The sequence below is a fragment of the Limnohabitans sp. Jir72 genome, assembly GCF_003063575.1.
GTDB lineage: Bacteria > Pseudomonadota > Gammaproteobacteria > Burkholderiales > Burkholderiaceae_C > Limnohabitans_A.
The window spans coordinates 400,574-420,154 of record NZ_NESC01000001.1 but is presented as its reverse complement, the minus strand read 5'-3'; the positions used below and the strand labels follow the sequence as shown (position 1 = coordinate 420,154).

The following is a 19,581-nucleotide window of genomic DNA, read 5'->3' as shown; positions in this document are numbered from 1 at the left end:
GGTTTGTCTGTTCTTGGCCTTCGTTGGCCTGAATGCGTCAAGCGACTTTGCGATCGGTGCCCTTCAAAGCCGTCTTCACACTCTCTGGCGTGAAGGGGATGGTCCGCAGGCGAACCCCCGTGGCATCAAAGAAGGCGTTGGCAATGGCGGCAGGCACGGTGGTGGGGGTTTGTTCGCCAGCGCCCCATGCTGGCTGGCCAGGCTGGTCGATCAAGACCGTTTGCACCGTGGGCGTGTCCGGGAAGCGCAAGATGGGGTAGCTGGCCCAGTCCACGCTGTCGATGGTGCTGCCGCTCCACTGCACTTCTTCCATCAGCGTGCGGCTCACGGTTTGGATCACGCCGCCCTGGATCTGGTTCTGCACACCGTCGGGGTTGATGATCTGACCGCAGTCGTGGGCCACAAACACCTTGGTCACCAAAATCTGGCCTGTGCTGCGGTTGACTTCCACCTCGGCCACCGTGGCCACGTAAGTGATGGCGTTGTTGTAACGCACATAAGAAATACCGCGGCCTCGCGTGATGTTGCCTGTGCTGACCTGTGTAGCCGAGGGTCGTTTGCTCCAGTTGGAGGCCTTGAGCACCGCGTTGATCACCCCGCTGGCACGCGCATCGTTCAGGTGGTTGAGGCGGAACTCAGCAGCATCGGCGCCCGCTGCTGCAGCCAGTTCGTCCATGAAGGCTTCGTTGGCAAAGCTGTTTTCAATGCGGCCTGGGCTGCGCAAGTGCGATGAGCGCAGGAAAGTTTGCGCCACGTGTTTGGTGGTGACCAGGATGTTGGGCACGGCGTAGGGTGCACCCGCGTTCTGGAACAGGAAGCCCACCCAGTTACCTGGACGTGGAACGCCCGTGTCACTGGCGGCCAGCAAAGGAAAGTCCAAGGGCTTGAAGGCGGCGATGTGGTTGAGTGCAATGAAGAAGTCGCCTTTCCAGCCGGTGATCTTGCCTTGCGCATCGAGGCTGGCTTCCAGGTCCATGGACCGGGGCGGGCTCTTGGGGGCGAGCGCGGTCTCGTCTTGGCGCATCCACTGCACACGCACGGGTTTGCCAATTTGGATGGCAATCAGCGCTGCGTCTGCGGTGGCGTCTTCATGGCCGTTGCGGCCGTAGCAGCCTGAGCCGTCCAGGTACACCAGACGGATGGCCGATTTGGGCAAGCCGGTGATGACCGACAGCTCATGCTGCATGGAGTGCGTGGCCTGAGAGGCCGACCAGCACACCAGTTGACCTTCTTTGAAATCGGCCACGGCACACGATGGGCCGATGGAGGCATGGGTTTGCACGGCAAAGTTGTACGTGGCCTTGACGCTTTTGACGGCACTGCCCAAGGCCTGCGACACATCGCCTACTTTTTGCGTGGCTTCCTCCTTGGCGATGGGCATCTTGCGCCAGGCTTCAAAAATGGTGGCCTTGGCGGGCAGGTCCGGGCCCGCACTCCATTGCGCCTTGATGGCCTGTGAGGCTTTGATCGCCGCCCATTCGGTCTTGGCCACGACCGCCAAAAAATTGCCCTTGCGCACGGTCTGCACAAAGCCGTTCACGCGTTTGGCGGGTCCCTCGTCAAAGCCCTGCAGCGTGGCGCCAATCTGGGTGGGGCGGATCACCCGGGCGTGCAGCATGCCGGGCATGCGCAGGTCGTGCACATAGGTGTGCTCGCCCGTGACCTTGCCGGGAATGTCGACGCGCGGCACAGACTTGCCCACGAGTTTGTAGTCGGTGTGTTTCTTCACAACCACCTTGGGGTCGACCTTGACTTCAAAGCCGGTGCCGATCAGGCTGCCGTAGGTGGCGGTTTGGCGGCTGGCCTCGTGCGCGATCACGCCATCGTTGACGACCAACTCGGCCACAGGCACGCCCCAGTTTTTGGATGCGCGCTGCAACAAAGCCTGACGCGCGTTGGCCGCAGCGATGCGCAGTTCGCTGCCGCCTTGAGAGATGGTGAGCGCTGCGCCCGTGATCCATTGGTCGGGCGTGGTGCCTGTGTCGCCCATGACCATGTCGATGCGGCCGAAGGCGACATCCAGCTCATCTGCGGCGATTTGGGTGAGCGCCGTCTTGGTGCCGGTGCCCAGATCGACCTTGCCGACATACAGCGTGATGCGGTTGTTCTTGTCGATGGTCAGCCAGGAGTCCAGCACGTCAGGGGCCACGCTTTTGGCTGGAGGAAGTCCAGTCGCCGCCTGAGCCTGACCTGTCAAGGAAAAGCCAACGGTCAGAACACCTGCGCCCGCTGCACCGAGAAATTGACGTCGATTGAATGAAGTCATGGTGCTTTCCTCAGGCGGTGATGGCGCGTTTGACGGCGGCCACAATGCGTTGGTGGGTGCCGCAGCGGCAAAGGTTGCCCGCCAGCGCTTCGCTGATTTGCTGGTCGCTGGGGTTTTTGTTTTGTGCCAGCAAAGCTGTGGCCGTCATGATCATGCCGTTGATGCAGTAACCGCATTGCACCGCCTGGGTGTCCATGAAGGCTTGCTGAAGCTTGCCGGGTTTGGCTGAGCTGCCCAGCCCCTCCAGGGTCGTGACTGCTTTGCCTTGCACGCTGGCTGCGGGGGTGATGCAAGAACGTGTCGCTTGACCGTTGACGATCACGGTACAGGCGCCGCATTGGCCTTTGCCACAGCCGAATTTGGGGCCATTCAGGCCAAGGTTGTCGCGCAGCGCGTACAGCAGCGGGATGTCCTGATCGGCATCGACTGCGCGGGCCTTTCCGTTGACCTTCAAATTGATTTGAGCCATGTTCGTCTCCATGATTTGAGGCCCGTTTGTGCAGACGACGAGCCGGGGCCGTGAATCCACAAGGATCCATACAGCCCAACTGATTATGGAGAGGCTCAAAAAAAGGGGACTTCGTGTAATCCCCAAGAAAGTCCACTCGGTGACAGGATCAGCCCTGTGCGCCCAGCAGGTAGTCGATCTTGCCCACATCCACGCCGTTGTGGCGCAGGATGGTGTAAGCCGTGGTGATGTGGAAGTACAGATTGGGCAGCATCCAGCCCGTGAGGTAATCCTGACCTTTGAGGGTGCGGGTTTTGCCCGGGCCAGCAGGGAAGGTGATCTCTTTGTCCTCGGTGCCGTCCAGCGCTGCGGCTGGCACGGTGGCGATGAAGGCCAGGGTTTTCTGAATGCGTTCTTGCAGTTGTGCCAAGGTGGTTTCGGTGTCATCGAACTTGGGCGCTTCGATGCCGCTCAAACGGGCTACGCCGTTTTTCACCGCGTCGCAAGCGATCAGCACTTGGCGTGTGAAGGGGAACATGTCGGGGGCCAGGCGGTAAGTGGTGAGCGCCGTGGGGTCGATCTTTTTGGTGTCGACGAATTGCTCGGCCTTGGCCAGGATGTGGCTCAGGTTGGTCAGCATGCGGGTGCACACAGGCAAACTGGCGCTGGACATGGAAATGGTCATGAAAGTCTCCGGTCGTTGTTGAAAATTTTGGCTTTGGAAATTCAGGCGTTGGCCACAGGCAAAGCCTGGACCGCCTCGCCGATGGCATAAAAGTGCCCGCCTGCCACATGGTGCAGGCTGCGCAGTTCGGGGGGCGCTTGTTCAAAGTGCCAGCGGCCTTGGCTGAACACGCGCGCATCGGCCCAAGCCCCGACCACCTCGGCCAGGATCAAGTCGTGCGGCCCCGCCACATGGGCGGTGGCGGGCAGCACGCGGCATTCCATCTGGGCGATGCTGCCGTCCACCAAGGGAGCGCCGGTCTGCGGTGCGGCTTGGGTGCTGATCTTGCAACGGTTCAGTTTGTCGGGGTGGTTTTTGCCGCTCATGCCGCCTGCAGCCATGACCCGATCTTTCATCGCCACCGTTGGCACGCAAAGGCTGAGCACGCCCGAGGCATCGATCAACTCGCGCGTGAGGGTGCTCTTGTCGATGACGACCGCCACCTTGGGCGTGTCAAAGTCCAGCGGCATGGCCCATGCAGCGGCCATCACATTGCTGCGGCCTGCGTGTGCGCTGCCCACCAGCACGGTGGGGCCGTGGTTGAGCAGGCGGTAGGCATGTTTCAGGTCAACGGTTTGCATGGTCGGTCAGCGGGTTTCAGGGCGCACAGAGCGCTCCTTTTCGTATTGGTCGTAGCGCGGCAAGCCCTGGTTGGGCGGTGCATTGGTGCCGACGGCGTTGGCTTTTTCTTGGGCGCGTATGCCCTCGTACACGGCTTGCGGCGAAGTCAGGCCGCAGCCGGCCAAGCCGGTCAGCAGCGTCAGAGCGAGAAACAACTTGAACATCATTTGCGCTTGTTGAACTTTTGCCAGTATTGGAATTCGTCCGCACGGACTTCGTATTCCAGATCTTCCACGCGGGTGATCATGCGTTCTTTGGCATCGCTCACGGCGCGGTTGTAGATGCTGGGGCCGATTTCTTCGAGCACAAAGCCGAGCAAGGCACTGGCAGAAATGTTGCCGATCTTTTGCTCGAAGTTGGCTTCAAAGTAGCGCTCAATGCTGGCAATCGCCTGAGCGCGGTCTTCTTTGCTCAGTTCAATGGACATGGCCGAGGGTCAAGCCAGTTCGGCGATCAGCTCGATCTCGACGCAAGCGCCCATGGGGATCTGGGCCACGCCAAAAGCGCTGCGGGCGTGTGCACCGACTTGCGGGCCAAACACCTGGCCCAGCAGCTCGCTGCATCCGTTGGTGACCAGGTGCTGCTCGGTGAAATCGCCTGTAGAGTTGACCAGGCTCATCACCTTGACGATGCGCTTGACCTTGTTCAGGTCGCCCACGGCGGCGTGCAGCGTGCCCATCAGGTCAATCGCCACGGCGCGAGCGGCTTGTTGGCCTTCGGTGGTGTCGATGTTTTTGCCCAGTTGGCCGGCCCAGACTTTGCCGTCTTTTTTGGCAATGTGGCCGGACAGGAAAACCAGGTTACCGGTTTGAACGTAGGGTACATAGGCCGCAGCAGGCACCGCCACGGGTGGCAATTCGATGTTCAAGGATTTCAGGGTGTCGTAAACGCTCATGGTGGGCTCATCTCAGGGTTGAAAACTGGATCAGATTGTCGCTGAATCGGCCGTGTCGGAGTTGAAGCGCTGACCTGCAGGGTGGCTTGTTACAGCCAGGAGGCTTTGGCCGCGATGTGTGGCTTGTTGATCCGGCCTCTTGATGTCTTGAGCAGCAAGCAAGGGATTGATTTTTTGTAGGAGCCCACCCCTGTGGGCGATGGGCGTGGCACACGCCCTGCAAGCCATCGCCCACAGGGGTGGGCTCCTACAGCAACAACAAGCCCATGGCTGACAAACAAGGGCCATTCAAACTTCATGGGGCCGGATCAATGCTCGTCCAGTGGTGCCACCGTGACGGCCACATCCAGTGTGTGCTCCCCACCGCCTTGCAGCACGCCGCGCAGGGGCGACACATCGGCAAAGTCGCGGCCCACCGCCAGGCGCACATAGTCCAGGCCCGGGCTGGCCAGGCCACATCGGTTGTTGGTGGGGTCCAGGTCCAGCCAGCCTTGGCAGGCGTGGCTGGCCAGCTCGGGCAAATACACCGAGGCCCAGGCGTGCGAGGCGTCGCTGCCCACCAAGCGCGGCTGGCCCGGTGGCGGTTGGGTCAGCAGGTAGCCGCTCACATAACGGGCGGGCAAGCCCAGCGAGCGCAGGCAGGCCAGCAGGATGTGGGCGAAGTCCTGACAAACACCGCGTTTGCTTTGCAGCGCTTGCAGTGCCGGGGTGTTGATGTCGGTGCTTTGCGAGGCGTAGGTGAAATCGCTGTGCATGCGCGCCGTCAGTTCCAGCGCCGCTGGCATCAAGGCCCGCCCCGGGGTGAAGCTGCTTTGCGCATAAGCCAAAAAGGCCTCGTGCACGGGCGCATGGTGCGAGCCAAAAACAAAGCCGTTGTTCACGTCGGCCGGATGTCCGCCCCGGTAACGGAAATGTTCGCGCACCGATTCCCAGCTTTGTGAGGAGGTGGCTTGCGCAATGACTGAGGTTTCCAGCTCGCTGTAAGCGCGCACCAGCAAACCTTTGTGGGGGTTGGTCAATGCCCAGTAAGCGCGGTGGTTGCAATACGCGTCCACGTTGTGCTGCACAAAGGCCGCAGGCTCAACATGCAAGCTGTGGCTGAGCACTTGTTGGCACGGTGAGTTGGCGGGCTGCAGGTGGGCCACATGCTGCGCGGTTTGCACGGCAGGGCTGTAGCTGTAGCGGGTTTCGTGGGTGATGGCCAGGCGCATGGTCACTGTCGGTCAAGAGACAAAGCTGAAACGGGCCTCACCACTGTGGGTGAAGAACAGGCCACACAGTTGGTCAGACACATGCCGCGCGGCGGTCTGGCAATCGGCCAATGCCGCGTGCAAGGGCAGGGGCTGGACCGAGGTGGTCCAGATCGCATCGGCCCGGCAGTCCAGTGGCCACAGGGCTTCGGGTGTGAGGTCCACCAAGCGTGGCACCAAACCTGCCAGCGGCAAGGTGACGCCGTCGGCCAAGTTGCCCATGCGCAGCAGGCGCGAGCGCAGGGTGTGCGCCACCCAGCCCAAAGCACGCGGGTTGTCGGGGTTGGTCACCAGCAGGTCCAGCAGGGCCTGGGGCGTGCGGCTTTGCTGGTACTGCGCGTGGAAGCTGATGGTGCTGTCAAACAGGTCGAGCACGGCGTCAAACCCGGCTTGTTCGCCGATCAATCCGCCTTGCACGGCGCTGCTCAAGGCGCTCGATAAAAATTCGAGCCGCTCGATGTGGCGGCCAATCGACAAAAGGCGCCAGCCGTCGTCGCGTGTCATGCGGTCGGTTTGCGCACCGGTCAGGGCCGCCAGCATCTGGCTGGTCTCGGCCAGCAGGCCTTGCACTTCCACGGTGTCTTGCGAGTTGTCGCTGGCCACCGAGTTGAAAAAGCGCAACTCGGCTTGTTCCAGCAAGCGCCAGTGCTCGGGCGACAAACGCTCGCGCACCGAGGCCGCTGCCAGCCGCACCGAACGCAGGTTGAAGCCCACGCTGGTGGCGAGTTTTTTGTCCCACAGACCCGCGATCAGCGAGCGTTCAAACACACGGTGCGACAGCGCCGCCGCAGGCACGCCGGGGCGCACCAGGCCGTGGCGTGTGGCCATTTGGGTGATGAAGTTCAGCAGCTGGGGCTGGTTCTGGTTTTCGCTGTTCAGGATTTCCAAGCTCAGGCGCACCAGGCGCAAGGTGTTTTCGGTGCGCTCGGTGTAGCGGCCCATCCAGAACAGGTTTTCGGCAGCACGGCTGGTGACCAAGCGCTGGCGCTGGGCCAACACCTTGGCCGAGGGCTGTTGCGATGGCGATTGGGATTGGGATTGGGATTGGGATTGGGATTGCGATTGGGATGGTGCCATGGGCACGGACGACTGTGTTTGGGTCGCCAAGACGGCGCGGGGTGTGTTATCGCCGGGCACCAAACGCTGAGCCGTTCCCGTCTGGGCACGCACACCGTCGTCCGCAAGGGCGCCGCCCTCAGCGGCCTCAGCCGAGCTCGCCTGCACCCACACATCGGCGCTGCTGCCGCCGCGCTGCATCGAGGCAATGCCTTCGCGGGTGCCCAGCCGCGCCAAGCCACCGGGCAGCACCTGCCAGCCGCCTTGTGCATCGGCCACGGCAAACACGCGCAGCACCACTGGGCGAGATTCAATCGCCGCTTGGCTTTCGCTTGGGCCATCCACCCGGGTTTGCCAGGTGGGCTGGTGCGACAGCGGCAACCACGACTGCAGGGTGAAGGCATCCGGGTCGCGCAGGATGCGGCCCGCCCATTCGTCCTGTTCGCGGCGGCTCAGTTGGTGGCCCAGCACAGGCTCAAAGCTGTGGCGGTCGGTGTTGTAAGGGTAGGTGGGTTTGATCACGCAGCTGCCGATGCGCGGCAACACATCTTTCAGGGCCGCTGCTTCGCCGCACCACCAACTCGGAATGGCGGGCAGCTGCAGTTCTTCACCCAACAGGTCACGCGCCAGCGCAGGCATGAAGCCCAGCAGCGCGTTCGACTCCAGAAAACCCGAGCCGGGTGTGTTGGCCACCAGCACGTTGCCACTGCGCACCGCCTGCAAGAGGCCGGGCACGCCCAGCGTGGAGTCGGCGCGCAGCTCCAGCGGGTCCAGCCAATCGTCGTCCACGCGGCGCAAAAGGCCGTGCACCGGTTGCAGGCCTTGCAGGGTTTTGAGGTAAAGCTTTTCGTCGCGCACCGTCAGGTCGTTGCCCTGCACCAAGCTCAGGCCCAGGTAGCGGGCCAGGTAGGCGTGTTCAAAATAGGTTTCGTTGTAGGGGCCAGGCGTGAGCAGTGCGATGTGGGCCGAAGCACCCGCCGGGCTTCTGGCCTTGATGCCGTCGATCAGCGTGCGGTAGGTCTCGGCCAGGCGCTTGACAGGAAACGCTTCAAACGCCTGCGGAAACAAGCGCGAGACGATCAAACGGTTTTCCAGCAAATAGCCCAAGCCCGAAGGCGCTTGCGTGCGTTGCGACAAGAGCCACCAGCAGCCATCCGGCCCGCGTGCCAGATCGAATGCGGCCACCGACAAATAACGGCCCCCCACTGGCGGCACGCCATGCATGGCGGGCAGGTACGCGGGGTGGCCTTGTATGAGCGCCGCAGGCAAATGCCCGTCGAGCACCAGTTTTTGGGGGCCGTAGGCGTCGGCCATGATGCGTTCGAGCAGCTGCATGCGCTGCAACACACCCGCTTCGATCTGCTGCCAATTGGCCTCGGGCACCATGAGTGGGAACAGGTCGAGCGACCATGGCCGCTGGGGCTGATCGGCCGCGGCGTACACGTTGTAGGTGATGCCGTTGTCGCGCACTTGCCGTTGCAAGTTTTTCATGCGCACGTTCAGACCCTGCAGGCCTTCGCCCGCCACATGGTCGATGAACGTTTGCCAAGCACTGCTCATGTGCGCATCCGACGCTTGCTCTTGTGCCGTGGGCGCAAGGGTCAATCCGCGCAGTTCATCCCAGTGTCCCTCGGGCGCGGCCAAGGCCTGGTGCGCCAGCCAGGACATGGCTTGCGCGTCCAGATGTTGGACAGTGCTTTGGCTGGATTCATTCATTGAACCATTGTCGCTCAAGCCTTGCGCAAATCCAGTGTGTAAGGGAACTCAGGACTGGCGTGCAGTGTGGCGTTGGGGCCGAGCGCCGCCAGCTGCTTCATCGCCCCGGGCGTGTGCCCCATGCGGAAGAAGCGCGCCAGGCGTCGGCTTTCGGCCTCATAGGCGTTGACCGGGAAGCTGTCGTAGCTGCGGCCACCGGGGTGGACCACGTGGTACTGGCAACCACCCAGTGAGCGCTTCATCCAGGTGTCCACCAGGTCCACCGTGAGCGGCGCATGCATGCCGATGCTCGGGTGCAGCGACGAAGGCGGGTTCCAGGCTTTGTAGCGCACGCTGGCCACGTATTCGCCCACCACACCCGTGGGTTGCAGGGGCAGGGCCTTGCCGTTCACGGTCACCGTGTGGCGTGAGGGGTTCATGCCGGTCACATGGACCTCGATGCGCTCGAGCGACGAGTCCACATAGCGGGCGGTGCCGCCTGCTGAGCTTTCTTCGCCCATGACGTGCCAGGGCTCCAGCGCGTTGCGCAGCGTCACCACCGCGCCGTCGACCCGGACCTGACCGACCAGCGGGAAGCGGAACTCGAAATGTGGTGCAAACCAGCTGGGGTCAAAGTGAAAGCCCGCATCGCCCAGCTCGGTCAGCACGTCGTCAAAGTCTTTGTGAATCCAGTGCGGCAGCATGAAGCGGTCGTGCAGCTCGGTGCCCCAGCGGGTCACGGGCGCTGAATACGGCGCATCCCAAAAGCGGGCCACCAGCGCACGCAGAAGCAGCTGCTGCACGATGCTCATGCGGGCGTGCGGCGGCATCTCAAACGCCCGCAGCTCCAACAGGCCCAAACGCCCTGTGCTGCTGTCGGGCGAGTACATCTTGTCGATGCAAAACTCGCTGCGGTGCGTGTTGCCGGTCACGTCCACCAAAATGTTGCGCAGGGTGCGGTCCACCAGCCACGGCGGCATGTCGGCACCAAACTTCTGGCGGTTGCGTGTGATCTCGCGCAGCGCGATCTCCAGCTCATAGACCTGGTCGTTGCGAGCCTCGTCCACCCGTGGTGCCTGGCTGGTGGGGCCGATGAACATGCCGCTGAACAAATAGCTCAAGCTCGGGTGGTTGTGCCAATAAAGGATGAGGCTGGCCAGCACCTCGGGGCGGCGCAGGAAGGGGCTGTCAGCAGGTGTGGCCCCGCCCATCACCATGTGGTTGCCGCCGCCGGTGCCGGTGTGGCGGCCATCGGTCATGAACTTTTCGGCCGACAGGCGCGTCTCGAAAGCCGCTTGGTACAAAAACTCGGTGTGCTCGACCAGCTCGGTCCAGTTGTGGGCCGGGTGGATGTTGACCTCGATCACGCCCGGGTCGGGCGTGACCTGCAGGAGTTTCAGGCGTGGGTCGCGCGGCGGCGGGTAGCCTTCCATGACGATCTTCAGGCCCAGCTTCACGGCGGTCGCCTCCACGGCGCTGACCAAGGCCAGGTAATCTTCCAGCCTCGCCAGGGGCGGCATGAAGACGTAAAGCACGCCAGATTTTTCGCCTTTGGCCATGGCCTCGGCTTCCACCTTGGGGCCGTTGGCGCGGTTGGGGTCGCGCACTTCCACGCACAAAGCGGTTCGCACCACCGACGGGTCGGACTCGAACTTGGCCACCGGCGCTTGCGCGGGCATGGCTTTGGCATGGCGCGCCTGCTGCGTCACGGGCGCCATGGAGGGCAGGGGGTGGCGTGGGGCGAGATGTGGCGAAAAGGGGTCTTGCTCGATCATGTGCCAACGGTCGGTCGGCGCGGCCCAAGGCAGCGAGTCCAGCGGCAGGCGCCAGCCCATGGGCGAGTCGCCGGGCATGAGGTACATGCGTTCGTCTCGCAGGAACCAGCGGCCGGTTTGCCACTGTGGGTCGGTCAACTCGGGTGTGTCCGCTTCTACAGGCTGAATCGGCAACACATAACCCACCGGCTGGTCCAGGCCTTGGCTGAAGATGCGGCGCAGGCGGTTGCGCTCCATCTCGTCGTCCAGCTTGGCGTCAAACGGGTCCACGTTCACCGGCAATCGGCGTTCGCGCCAGAGGTAGTACCAGGTGTCTTCGTAGCCCGGCAGCACGGTGTCGTCTGGCAAGCCCAATTGCTGTGTCAGGCCCTGAACGAAACGCTTTGCATCGGCGCTGGTGTAGTGGCTGGGCTCGCGTTCGTCGGCGAACACCTCGGGGTTTTGCCAGCAGGGCGAGCCATCGGCACGCCAGTAAATGGAAAGCGCCCAGCGTGGCAGCTGCTCGCCCGGGTACCACTTGCCTTGGCCAAAGTGCAAGAAGCCGCCTTGACCGTATTGCTGGCGCAGCTTGTGCACCAGCTCGGTGGCCAGGCCCCGCTTGGTCGGGCCCAGGGCATCGGTGTTCCACTCGGCACCATCGGGGTCTTGCGTGGACACAAAGGTGGGCTCGCCGCCCATGGTCAGGCGCACGTCCTCAGCCACCAGTTGTGCATCGACCTGTTCGCCCAGCTGCAGCACCTGGGCCCATTGCTCGTCGGTGTAAGGCTTGGTCACGCGGGGCGACTCGTGGATGCGCGTCACGCTCATCTCGTGGCTGAACTCGACCTCGGCCTTGTCCATCAGGCCTTCGATCGGTGCCGCTGCTGAGGGTTGCGGGGTGCAGGCCAGCGGAATGTGCCCCTCACCGGCCAAGAGGCCCGATGTGGGGTCCAGCCCCACCCAGCCTGCGCCGGGCAAATACACCTCGCACCAAGCGTGCAGGTCTGTGAAGTCGACTTCGGTGCCGCTGGGGCCGTCGAGCGATTTCACGTCTGGGGCGAGTTGGATCAGGTAACCCGAGACAAAGCGGGCCGCGATGTTCATGTGGCGGAAGAGCTGCACCAGCAGCCAGGCCGAGTCGCGGCAAGAGCCGCTTTTCAGGGTCAGCGTTTCTTCGGGCGTTTGCACCCCGGGCTCCATGCGGATGGTGTAGCGGATGTCCTGGTGCAGGCGCTGGTTGATCTGGACGAGGAAGTCGATGGTGCGCTGGCGCTTGCGGTCCAGGCTGGCCAGGTATTTTTTGAACAAGGGCGTTTTGTTGTCCTTGTCCAGGTAAGACTGCAACTCCTCCTTGACCAGGTCCGAGTACTTGAAGGGCACTTCCTCGGCCGAGGGCTCCAGAAAGAAATCAAAGGGGTTGAACACGGCCATTTCGGTGACCACGTCCACGGTCACCTTGAACGAGGTGGTCTTTTTGGGGAAGACCAGCCGCGCTTGGTAGTTGGCAAAGGCGTCCTGCTGCCAGTTGATGAAGTGATCTGCGGGCTCGACCTTGAGGCTGTAGCTCAGGATGCGGCTGCGGCTGTGCGGTGCGGGGCGCAAGCGGATGACTTGCGGGCCGAGCTGAACCGGCCGGTCGTAGGTGTAATGGGTGACGTGGTGCAGGGCAACGTGTATCGACATATTTCTTCGAGCGCAACAGGGGCTGCACGCATGACAAGTGCAGCTTGGGCTTTTTAAACTAGCAAGACACGCGCCAGCCCGAGGCCAGGCGCCCATGAAAAAGCCGATTCAGGGGGGCTGACGATGCATGACTTGCGCTGGGCACATGGCTTGGGGCCTGCGCTGCTGGCCTGGTGCGCAGGCGTGGCGCTTGAGCTGCAGCAGCCCGCCCTTTGGTCCACTGAGGCGTATGCCGCGCTGGCTGCACTGGCCTTGCTGGTGCTGTGGCGGCGCCGCTGCTGGGGTGCGATGCCATCGCTTGGTATGTGTTTGGCGAGTGCCTTGTTGTCTTTTGCCTGCACCGGGGGGCATGCGCTGTGGAAGTCGCCGGGCATGGACCCGGCGCTGGAGGGGCAAGACCTGGATCTGGTGGGCGTGGTGCAGGCCATGCCGCAGCGGCAAGACATCGGCTGGCGTTTCAGGTTTCAGGTGGAGCAGGCGCACGCGGTCCAAGGTGGGCAAGGCGTGCAGGTGCCCGAGCACATCCATTTGGCCTGGTATGGGCAAGACGGCGTGACGGACAGCGGCTGGAATTTGACGGCCTTGCCCGAGCCGGTGCAGGCCGGCGAGCGCTGGCGTTTGCGTGCCCGCCTGAAGGCCGCGCACGGCAACTTGAACCCCCGGGGGTTTGACCATGAGCTGTGGCTGTGGGAGCAGGGCATTCGCGCCACCGGAACGGTCCGCGCCGGGGCGGCCCACCCCGCACCCCTGCGCCTGGCGCAGACCTGGCGGCACCCGATGGAGTGGTGGCGGCAAAGCGTGCGCGACCGGCTGCAGACGCGCTTGGGGGTGACTGGCAACGCGGGCCTGAACGTCGGCGGCATCGTGGTGGCGCTGGTCACAGGCGATCAGGCGGCGATCGACCGCAGCGACTGGGATGTGTTTCGGGCCACCGGCGTGGCGCACCTGATGAGCATCTCGGGCCTGCACGTGACCATGTTCGCCTGGCTGGCGGCCATGACGGTGGGCTGGTGCTGGCGCCGGTCTGCGCTGTGGGGTTTCAAGGGGGCTTTGCATTGGCCTGCGCCGCAGGTGGGGGCTGTGGCGGGCTTGGGGCTGGCGGCGTTGTATGCCGCCTTCAGTGGCTGGGGCGTGCCTGCGCAGCGCACGGTCTGGATGCTGGGCGTGGTGGTCCTCTTGCGCTTGTCTGCACGGCAATGGTCGGCCGGTCTGGTGTGTTTGCTGGCGGCGGCCGTGGTGTTGACGCTGGACCCTTGGGCATTGTTGCAGCCGGGCTTTTGGCTCAGCTTTGTGGCGGTGGCGGTGCTGCTGTGGACCAGCCAGCGCGAGGGGCCCAGAACCGATGCACCGCAGGCCGATCCGCCTTGCTTGTGCACCAAGCCTGTGCTTGAGCGGGGCGTGCACCGCTGGCGTGCGTGGCTTGGGGGGCTTTCAGGGGTGCATGTGGTGTGGCCGCAAGGCTTGGCGCGTTGGGGTGCTCGGGTGTGGGGCTTGTTGCGCGAGCAATCGGTGGTCACGCTGGCGTTGGCACCTTTGTGTTTGCTCTTCTTTGGGCAGGTTTCGCTTGTGGGTTTGCTGGCCAATCTGGTGGCCATTCCGTGGGTGAGTTTTGTGGTCACGCCGCTGGCCATGCTGGGGGTGCTCTGGTCGGGGTTTGCGGTGCTGGCTGCAGCGGCGCTCAGGCCTTTGACCACACTGTTGGTCTGGATGGCCAGCTGGCCGGGTGCCAGTGTGAGCCTGGCTTTGCCGCCCTGGGGTTTTGCCGTCTTGGCTTTGTTGGCGGCGCTGTTGTGGGTGTCGCGCTGGCCCAAGTCGTGGAAGCTGGCCAGCTTGCCCCTGCTGTGGCCTGCACTGTTTTGGACGGCGCCTCGGCCTGCGATGGGTACTTATGAATTGCTCATCACCGATGTGGGGCAGGGAAACGCTGTTTTGGTGCGAACGGCGCGTCACAGTTTGCTGTACGACGCGGGGCCGCGCTATTCGCCCGAAAGCGATGCCGGTCACCGCGTGTTGGTGCCTTTGCTGGCGCAGATGGCCGAGCGGCTGGATGTGCTGATGCTCAGCCACCGCGACACTGACCACACGGGCGGTGCGCCAGCGGTATTGGCCATGCAGCCGCAAGCGGCGCTGTGGTCATCGCTGGAAGCTGGGCACCCTTTGCATGCGGTGGCCGTCAGCACAAAGCCTTGCCAACGGGGCCAGGCTTGGGTCTGGGACGGCGTGCGTTTCGAGGTGCTGCACCCCACGGCACTGCCTCAGCTGCCGCTGGACAAGCCGATCAAGCCCAATGCGCTGAGTTGCGTTTTGCGCATCAGCGATGGCGTGCATTCGGCATTGCTCGCGGGCGACATCGAAGCGCCGCAAGAACAAGCCTTGGTGGCGGCAGGACTGGCGCCGGTCGATCTGCTGCTGGTGCCGCACCACGGGAGCAAGACCTCTTCGACGCCCGAGTTCTTGCACGCCTTGGCACCTCAGCTGGCGCTGGTGCAAGCGGGCTACCGCAACCGTTTTGGCCACCCGGCACCCGCAGTGCTGGCCCGCTACCAAGGCCTGCGCATCCGTGTGGTGGACAGCGTGCACTGCGGCGCGGCCACTTGGCGCAGCGATGCACCTGAGCAGCTGGTTTGCGAGCGCGAGCGCGCGCGCCGCTATTGGCACCACGCCCCGCCTTGACGCCTGCCAGTCCGAGCAGGTACGCATCTTGCTATCCTCACTGCAGGAGTACCGAGCTATGCGCCAATTCGATGAAATGTACAGCCGCTTGCCTGCATCAGGCGATGCGGGTGAGGTGAGACAACACTACGAGGCCTATGCCCGCTGGTTGCAGGCGCAAGACCCCCAAACCATGGCAGCCCGCCGTGAAGAAGCCGAGATGATTTTCCGCCGCGTGGGCATCACCTTCGCGGTCTATGGCGACAAGGACGAGGATGGCTCAGGCACCGAGCGCCTGATCCCCTTCGACTTGATTCCCCGCGTGATCGCCGCCCAGGAATGGAAGAGCATGGAGGCCGGTCTGGTGCAACGCGTCACCGCGCTGAACCGCTTCATCCACGACGTCTACCACGACCAGGACATCCTCAAGGCCGGCGTGATCCCGCGTGAGCAGATCGAAAACAACGCCCAGTTCCGCCCCGAGATGGTGGGTGTGGACGTGCCCAACCAAATTTATTCGCACATCAGCGGCATCGACATCGTGCGCGCACCGGACAGCGCGGGCAAGGGCGAGTACTACGTGCTCGAAGACAACCTGCGCGTGCCCAGCGGCGTGAGCTACATGCTGGAAGACCGCAAGATGATGATGCGGCTCTTCCCCGAATTGTTCAGCCAGCACCGCGTGGCCCCGGTGGCACATTACCCTGACTTGCTGCTGGAGACCCTGCGCGCCTCAAGCCCCGCCACCACGGCCGAGCCCACGGTGGTGGTGCTCACGCCCGGCATGTACAACAGCGCCTATTTCGAACACGCCTTTTTGGCGCAGCAAATGGGCGTGGAGTTGGTCGAAGGCCAAGACTTGTTCGTGAAAGACAAGTTCGTCTACATGCGCACCACGCGCGGCCCCAAGCGCGTGGACGTGATCTACCGCCGGGTGGACGACGACTTTTTGGACCCGAATGTGTTCCGCCCCACCTCGACGCTGGGCTGCGCGGGCCTGATGGACGCCTACAAGGCCGGGCATGTGGCGATTTGCAACGCGGTGGGCACGGGCGTGGCCGATGACAAGTCGATCTACCCGTATGTGCCCGACATGATCAAGTTCTACCTGGGCGAAGAACCCATCCTCAAAAACGTGCCCACTTTTCAATGCCGCAAGCCCGATGACTTGAAGTACACCCTGGCCAACCTGAAAGACCTCGTGGTCAAGGAAGTGCACGGCGCAGGCGGCTACGGCATGCTGGTCGGCCCGGCTTCGACCAAGGAAGAGATTGAGCGATTCCGTGGCGCACTGCTGGCCAACCCCGAGGGCTACATCGCGCAGCCCACGCTCAGCCTGTCGAGCTGCCCGACCTTTGTGGACAGTGGCATCGCGCCGCGCCACATCGACCTGCGCCCCTTTGTGCTGAGCGGCCGCACCGTGCAAATGGTGCCCGGTGGCTTGACCCGCGTGGCTTTGAAAGAAGGCTCTTTGGTGGTCAACAGCAGCCAAGGCGGCGGCACCAAGGACACCTGGATTTTGCAGGATTGAAAAGGGGAGAACACACATGCTTTCAAGAACCGCCGACCACCTTTTCTGGATGTCCCGCTACATGGAGCGGGCAGAGAACACCGCCCGCATGCTCAATGTGAGTTACGAGACCTCGCTCTTGCCCCAATCTGCTGCCGCGGTAGAGGCTGGCTGGGAAGGCATTTTGTCGATCAGCGAATTGCTGCCCGCGTACCTGGCGCTGTACAAAACCATCACGTCCCGCGATGTGATGGCCTTCATGGTCAAGGACGTGGACAACCCCTCGTCCATCATTTCGTGCTTGCGCGCTGCCCGCGAGAACGCCCGTGCTGTGCGCGGCACGCTGACCACCGAGGTGTGGGAGACACAAAACCAGACCTGGCTGGAAGTCAACCGCATGCTCAAGAGCGGCGAGTTCGAGCGCGATCCGGGTCAGTTCTTTGAGTGGGTGAAATTCCGCTCGCACCTGTCACGCGGTGTGACGGTGGGCACCATGCTGATGGACGAGTCGCTGTATTTCATGCGCATGGGCACCTTCTTGGAGCGGGCCGACAACACGGCACGCTTGGTGGACGTGAAGTTCCATGCCATGAACAACGACTTTTTTGGCGCACCTCAATACAGCACGGCTGGCGCAGAAACCACGCAGGAATACGACTTCTACCACTGGAGCGCCATCTTGCGCAGCGTCAGCGGCTTCGAGGTTTACCGCAAGGTCTACCGCGATGTGATCCGCCCCGAGCGGGTGGCCGAGTTGCTGATCTTGCGCCCCGACATGCCACGCTCGCTGCACGCCAGTCTGAACGAGGTTTTGTCCAACTTGAAGCTGGTCTCGCATGACCCCGAAAGCGATACCCTGCGCCACGCAGGCCGCCTACTGTCAGAGCTGGCCTTTGGCCGCATCGACGAGATTTTGGCCACGGGCTTGCACGCGTATTTGACACAGTTCCTGGACCGCGTGAACGTGCTGGGCGGCCGCATCAGCCGGGAATTTTTGATGCCATCGGCGGTCTGAACAGGGCACTTCAGGGCACTTGCAATGACGCAAGTGCCCAGTCATTTGGTCAAGATCAGCTTGCCTTGCCGGGTCATTTGCAAGCGGTAGCGCTCGCCCTGGTGGTCGATGAACACCAAAGAGCCATCGCCAAACAAGTCTCGGCTGTTGAAGAGGGGCACGGTCGTTCGATCACCACTCGCGCGAGGCACTTCCTGATGAGGCCGCAAAGGCTGCGCGGGCTGATTCATGGCGTGTTTCCAAACAGGTGGTGCCGTGTGATGGCTTCAGGCGTGGCGCAGCCCGACAAGGCGAGGGCGATTTCAAACTCATCGCGCAGCAGGCGCAGCACATGGGCCACGCCTTGCGCCCCGGCATGCGCCAGGCCGTACACGCAAGGGCGCCCGACCAGCACGGCATCGGCGCCCAAGGCGAGCGCCTTGAAGATGTCGGTGCCGCGCCGGATGCCACCATCGACCAGCAGCGTCATCTCGCCTTGCACGGCATCGGCCACGCGCGGCAGCAGTTCTGCGGTGGCGGGCATCGTGTCCAGCGTGCGTCCGCCATGGTTGCTCACGATCAGCCCGGCCAGCGCCAGTTGGGCGGCTTGCTTAGCGTCCAGAGGGTGGGTGATGCCTTTGAGCAAGATGGGCAGCCGCGTGCGGCTTTGCAGCCAAGTCACATCGTCCCAAGTGGGGGCGCTGTTGGCCAGGCCTTGGCACAAGCCTATCGCTGAAGCCACTGCGGGTGGTTGTGCATGGACCGCGTGGATGTGGGCGGGCCTTGCAGCCGCATGGCGACGCTCGCGGTCGCGTGCACCGCTGACCGGCGCATCCACCGTCAGTACCAGTGCCTCATAGCCCGCAGCCTCCACTTGTTGGACCAATTCAGCCAGAGCGCCCCGGTCGCCGTGTGCGTAGAGCTGAAACCACAGGGGGCCGCGTTCGGTGCCCTGCAGTGCCATTTGCCGGGTCAGTTGCGCGACCGTGTGCAAGTCGGTGCTGGTTTGGTGGCTGAGCACCATGCCGCATTGCTGGCTGGCGGCGGCCAGGGCCATGGCCGCTTCGCCATCGGGGTGCGCCCAGCGCTGCAAGGCCATCGGGGCCACCAGCAAAGGGAAGGGCCAGGTTTGGCCCAGCAGCTGGCAGTGCGTGTGCCCGCCGCGCAGGTTTTGCAAGACCCGCGGTGCGAGCGCCCATTGCTGCCAGGCCTGCTGGTTGCGGCCAAGCGTGATCTCGTCAGCCGCACCGCCCGAGAAATACGCCCAGGCGCCATCGTCCAGCACAGCACGGGCGGCGTCTTCGTGGTCTTGCAGGTTGACGGTGTGGGTCACGTGCTGGCCCATTGCCGCAGCAGGTTGTGATAGACCCCGGTCAGGGCCGTGGTCTCGTCGGTTTCGCCGAGCTGCTGGCGCAGCCTCAGCAAGTTCATGTCCAGGTCGAACAAGATGCGCCGTTGCTCGCCACTGCGCACCATGCTCTCCACCCAGAAGAAACTGGCCAGGCGAACGCCCCGGGTGACTGGTTCCACTCGGTGCACATGGGTGCTGGGGTAGAGCACCAGATCGCCGGCAGAGAATTTGAGGCTCTGAGCCACTGCCGCGTTGTTCATGGCGTCTTCGATCACCAGTTCACCACCCTCATAGTCCGATGGGTCCGACAGGAACAGCGTGCACGACAAGTCGCTGCGCACCCATTCACCGGTGCTGGCGCTGCGCAGCACGGCACCATCGATGTGGTCGCCATAGTGGTTGGTCTGCCCGCCGTAGCGGTTGAACAGGGGATTGAAAATCCGCCTGGGCAGCGCGGCCGACAAAAACATGGGCTCACGCTGCAGAGCCTGCAAGGCGATGGCCTGCAGCCGATGGGACGCATCGCTGTCTTGGCGCAATTGCTGGTTGTTTTTCTGGCCCACGGCTTGCGGCCCGGCGCTGCTGCGGCCATCGTTCCAGGGCGCGTCATTGCCCAACAGCTGGCGCGCCGTGGCCAACTCTTGGGGGTTCAGGATATGGGGCAGATGCAGCAGCACAGGGA

The 19,581-nt window shown here is 63.4% G+C and carries 16 protein-coding genes; 3 read left to right on the top strand and 13 right to left on the bottom strand.

Going from position 1 to position 19,581, the window contains the following annotated elements; translation table 11 throughout:
* Positions 1 to 37: 37 nt before the first annotated feature.
* The 10 genes from B9Z52_RS01690 to B9Z52_RS01640 all read right to left on the bottom strand — a co-directional run bounded on the left by B9Z52_RS01690 (position 38) and on the right by B9Z52_RS01640 (position 12,392).
* Positions 38 to 2,266 (bottom strand): molybdopterin cofactor-binding domain-containing protein, encoded by a 2,229-nt coding sequence (locus tag B9Z52_RS01690; protein ID WP_108412121.1) that lies wholly within the window; start codon positions 2,264 to 2,266, stop codon positions 38 to 40.
* A 10-nt stretch (positions 2,267 to 2,276) separates the two neighbouring features.
* A complete protein-coding gene (locus B9Z52_RS01685) occupies positions 2,277 to 2,735 on the bottom strand; it encodes a (2Fe-2S)-binding protein (RefSeq protein WP_108412341.1) in 459 nt (152 codons plus the stop codon).
* Between the two features lie 148 nt (positions 2,736 to 2,883).
* Positions 2,884 to 3,399 carry a DUF1993 family protein gene (locus tag B9Z52_RS01680; RefSeq protein ID WP_199222016.1) on the bottom strand — a complete coding sequence of 172 codons (516 nt, stop codon included), beginning with the start codon at positions 3,397 to 3,399 and terminating at the stop codon, positions 2,884 to 2,886.
* A 41-nt stretch (positions 3,400 to 3,440) separates the two neighbouring features.
* On the bottom strand, positions 3,441 to 4,019 hold the full coding sequence (locus tag B9Z52_RS01675) for a flavin reductase family protein (RefSeq protein ID WP_108412120.1): 579 nt from the start codon (positions 4,017 to 4,019) through the stop codon (positions 3,441 to 3,443).
* 6 nt (positions 4,020 to 4,025) lie between these two features.
* Positions 4,026 to 4,223, bottom strand: coding sequence for a hypothetical protein (locus tag B9Z52_RS01670; RefSeq protein WP_146182759.1), 198 nt, complete (start codon positions 4,221 to 4,223; stop codon positions 4,026 to 4,028).
* Positions 4,223 to 4,486, bottom strand: coding sequence for a DUF2164 domain-containing protein (locus B9Z52_RS01665; RefSeq protein WP_108412118.1), 264 nt, complete (start codon positions 4,484 to 4,486; stop codon positions 4,223 to 4,225). The genes B9Z52_RS01670 and B9Z52_RS01665 overlap by 1 nt, the downstream gene beginning before the upstream one ends.
* 9 nt (positions 4,487 to 4,495) lie before the next feature.
* Entirely contained in the window at positions 4,496 to 4,954 is a 459-nt protein-coding gene (locus B9Z52_RS01660; protein ID WP_108412117.1) for a RidA family protein, read from the bottom strand.
* Positions 4,955 to 5,262: 308 nt separating this feature from the next.
* Positions 5,263 to 6,165 (bottom strand): transglutaminase family protein, encoded by a 903-nt coding sequence (locus B9Z52_RS01655; protein WP_108412116.1) that lies wholly within the window; start codon positions 6,163 to 6,165, stop codon positions 5,263 to 5,265.
* A 12-nt stretch (positions 6,166 to 6,177) separates the two neighbouring features.
* A complete protein-coding gene (locus B9Z52_RS18055) occupies positions 6,178 to 8,976 on the bottom strand; it encodes a circularly permuted type 2 ATP-grasp protein (protein WP_233251763.1) in 2,799 nt (932 codons plus the stop codon).
* Positions 8,977 to 8,990: 14 nt separating this feature from the next.
* Positions 8,991 to 12,392, bottom strand: coding sequence for a DUF2126 domain-containing protein (locus tag B9Z52_RS01640; protein WP_108412115.1), 3,402 nt, complete (start codon positions 12,390 to 12,392; stop codon positions 8,991 to 8,993).
* A 123-nt stretch (positions 12,393 to 12,515) separates the two neighbouring features.
* On the opposite strand from B9Z52_RS01640, the gene B9Z52_RS01635 reads away from it, so the two are divergent.
* From B9Z52_RS01635 to B9Z52_RS01625, 3 genes are read left to right on the top strand one after another with little or no spacing between them, the layout of a single operon-like run.
* Positions 12,516 to 15,065, top strand: coding sequence for a DNA internalization-related competence protein ComEC/Rec2 (locus B9Z52_RS01635; protein ID WP_108412114.1), 2,550 nt, complete (start codon positions 12,516 to 12,518; stop codon positions 15,063 to 15,065).
* 58 nt (positions 15,066 to 15,123) lie between these two features.
* Positions 15,124 to 16,575, top strand: a complete 1,452-nt coding sequence (locus B9Z52_RS01630) for a circularly permuted type 2 ATP-grasp protein (protein ID WP_108412113.1) — start codon at positions 15,124 to 15,126, stop codon at positions 16,573 to 16,575.
* Positions 16,576 to 16,591: 16 nt separating this feature from the next.
* Positions 16,592 to 17,569, top strand: a complete 978-nt coding sequence (locus B9Z52_RS01625; protein WP_108412112.1) for an alpha-E domain-containing protein — start codon at positions 16,592 to 16,594, stop codon at positions 17,567 to 17,569.
* A gap of 41 nt (positions 17,570 to 17,610) precedes the next feature.
* On the opposite strand, the gene hemP is transcribed toward B9Z52_RS01625, so the two are convergent.
* The 3 genes from hemP to B9Z52_RS01610 are packed head-to-tail and all read right to left on the bottom strand — an operon-like array spanning position 17,611 to position 19,576.
* Positions 17,611 to 17,799, bottom strand: a complete 189-nt coding sequence (hemP, locus tag B9Z52_RS01620) for a hemin uptake protein HemP (RefSeq protein ID WP_108412111.1) — start codon at positions 17,797 to 17,799, stop codon at positions 17,611 to 17,613.
* A complete protein-coding gene (locus B9Z52_RS01615) occupies positions 17,796 to 18,893 on the bottom strand; it encodes an alpha-hydroxy acid oxidase (RefSeq protein ID WP_108412110.1) in 1,098 nt (365 codons plus the stop codon). The genes hemP and B9Z52_RS01615 overlap by 4 nt, the downstream gene beginning before the upstream one ends.
* Positions 18,878 to 19,576 (bottom strand): Fe2+-dependent dioxygenase, encoded by a 699-nt coding sequence (locus tag B9Z52_RS01610; RefSeq protein WP_108412109.1) that lies wholly within the window; start codon positions 19,574 to 19,576, stop codon positions 18,878 to 18,880. Before B9Z52_RS01610 ends, B9Z52_RS01615 begins: the two co-directional genes overlap by 16 nt.
* Positions 19,577 to 19,581: the final 5 nt, after the last annotated feature.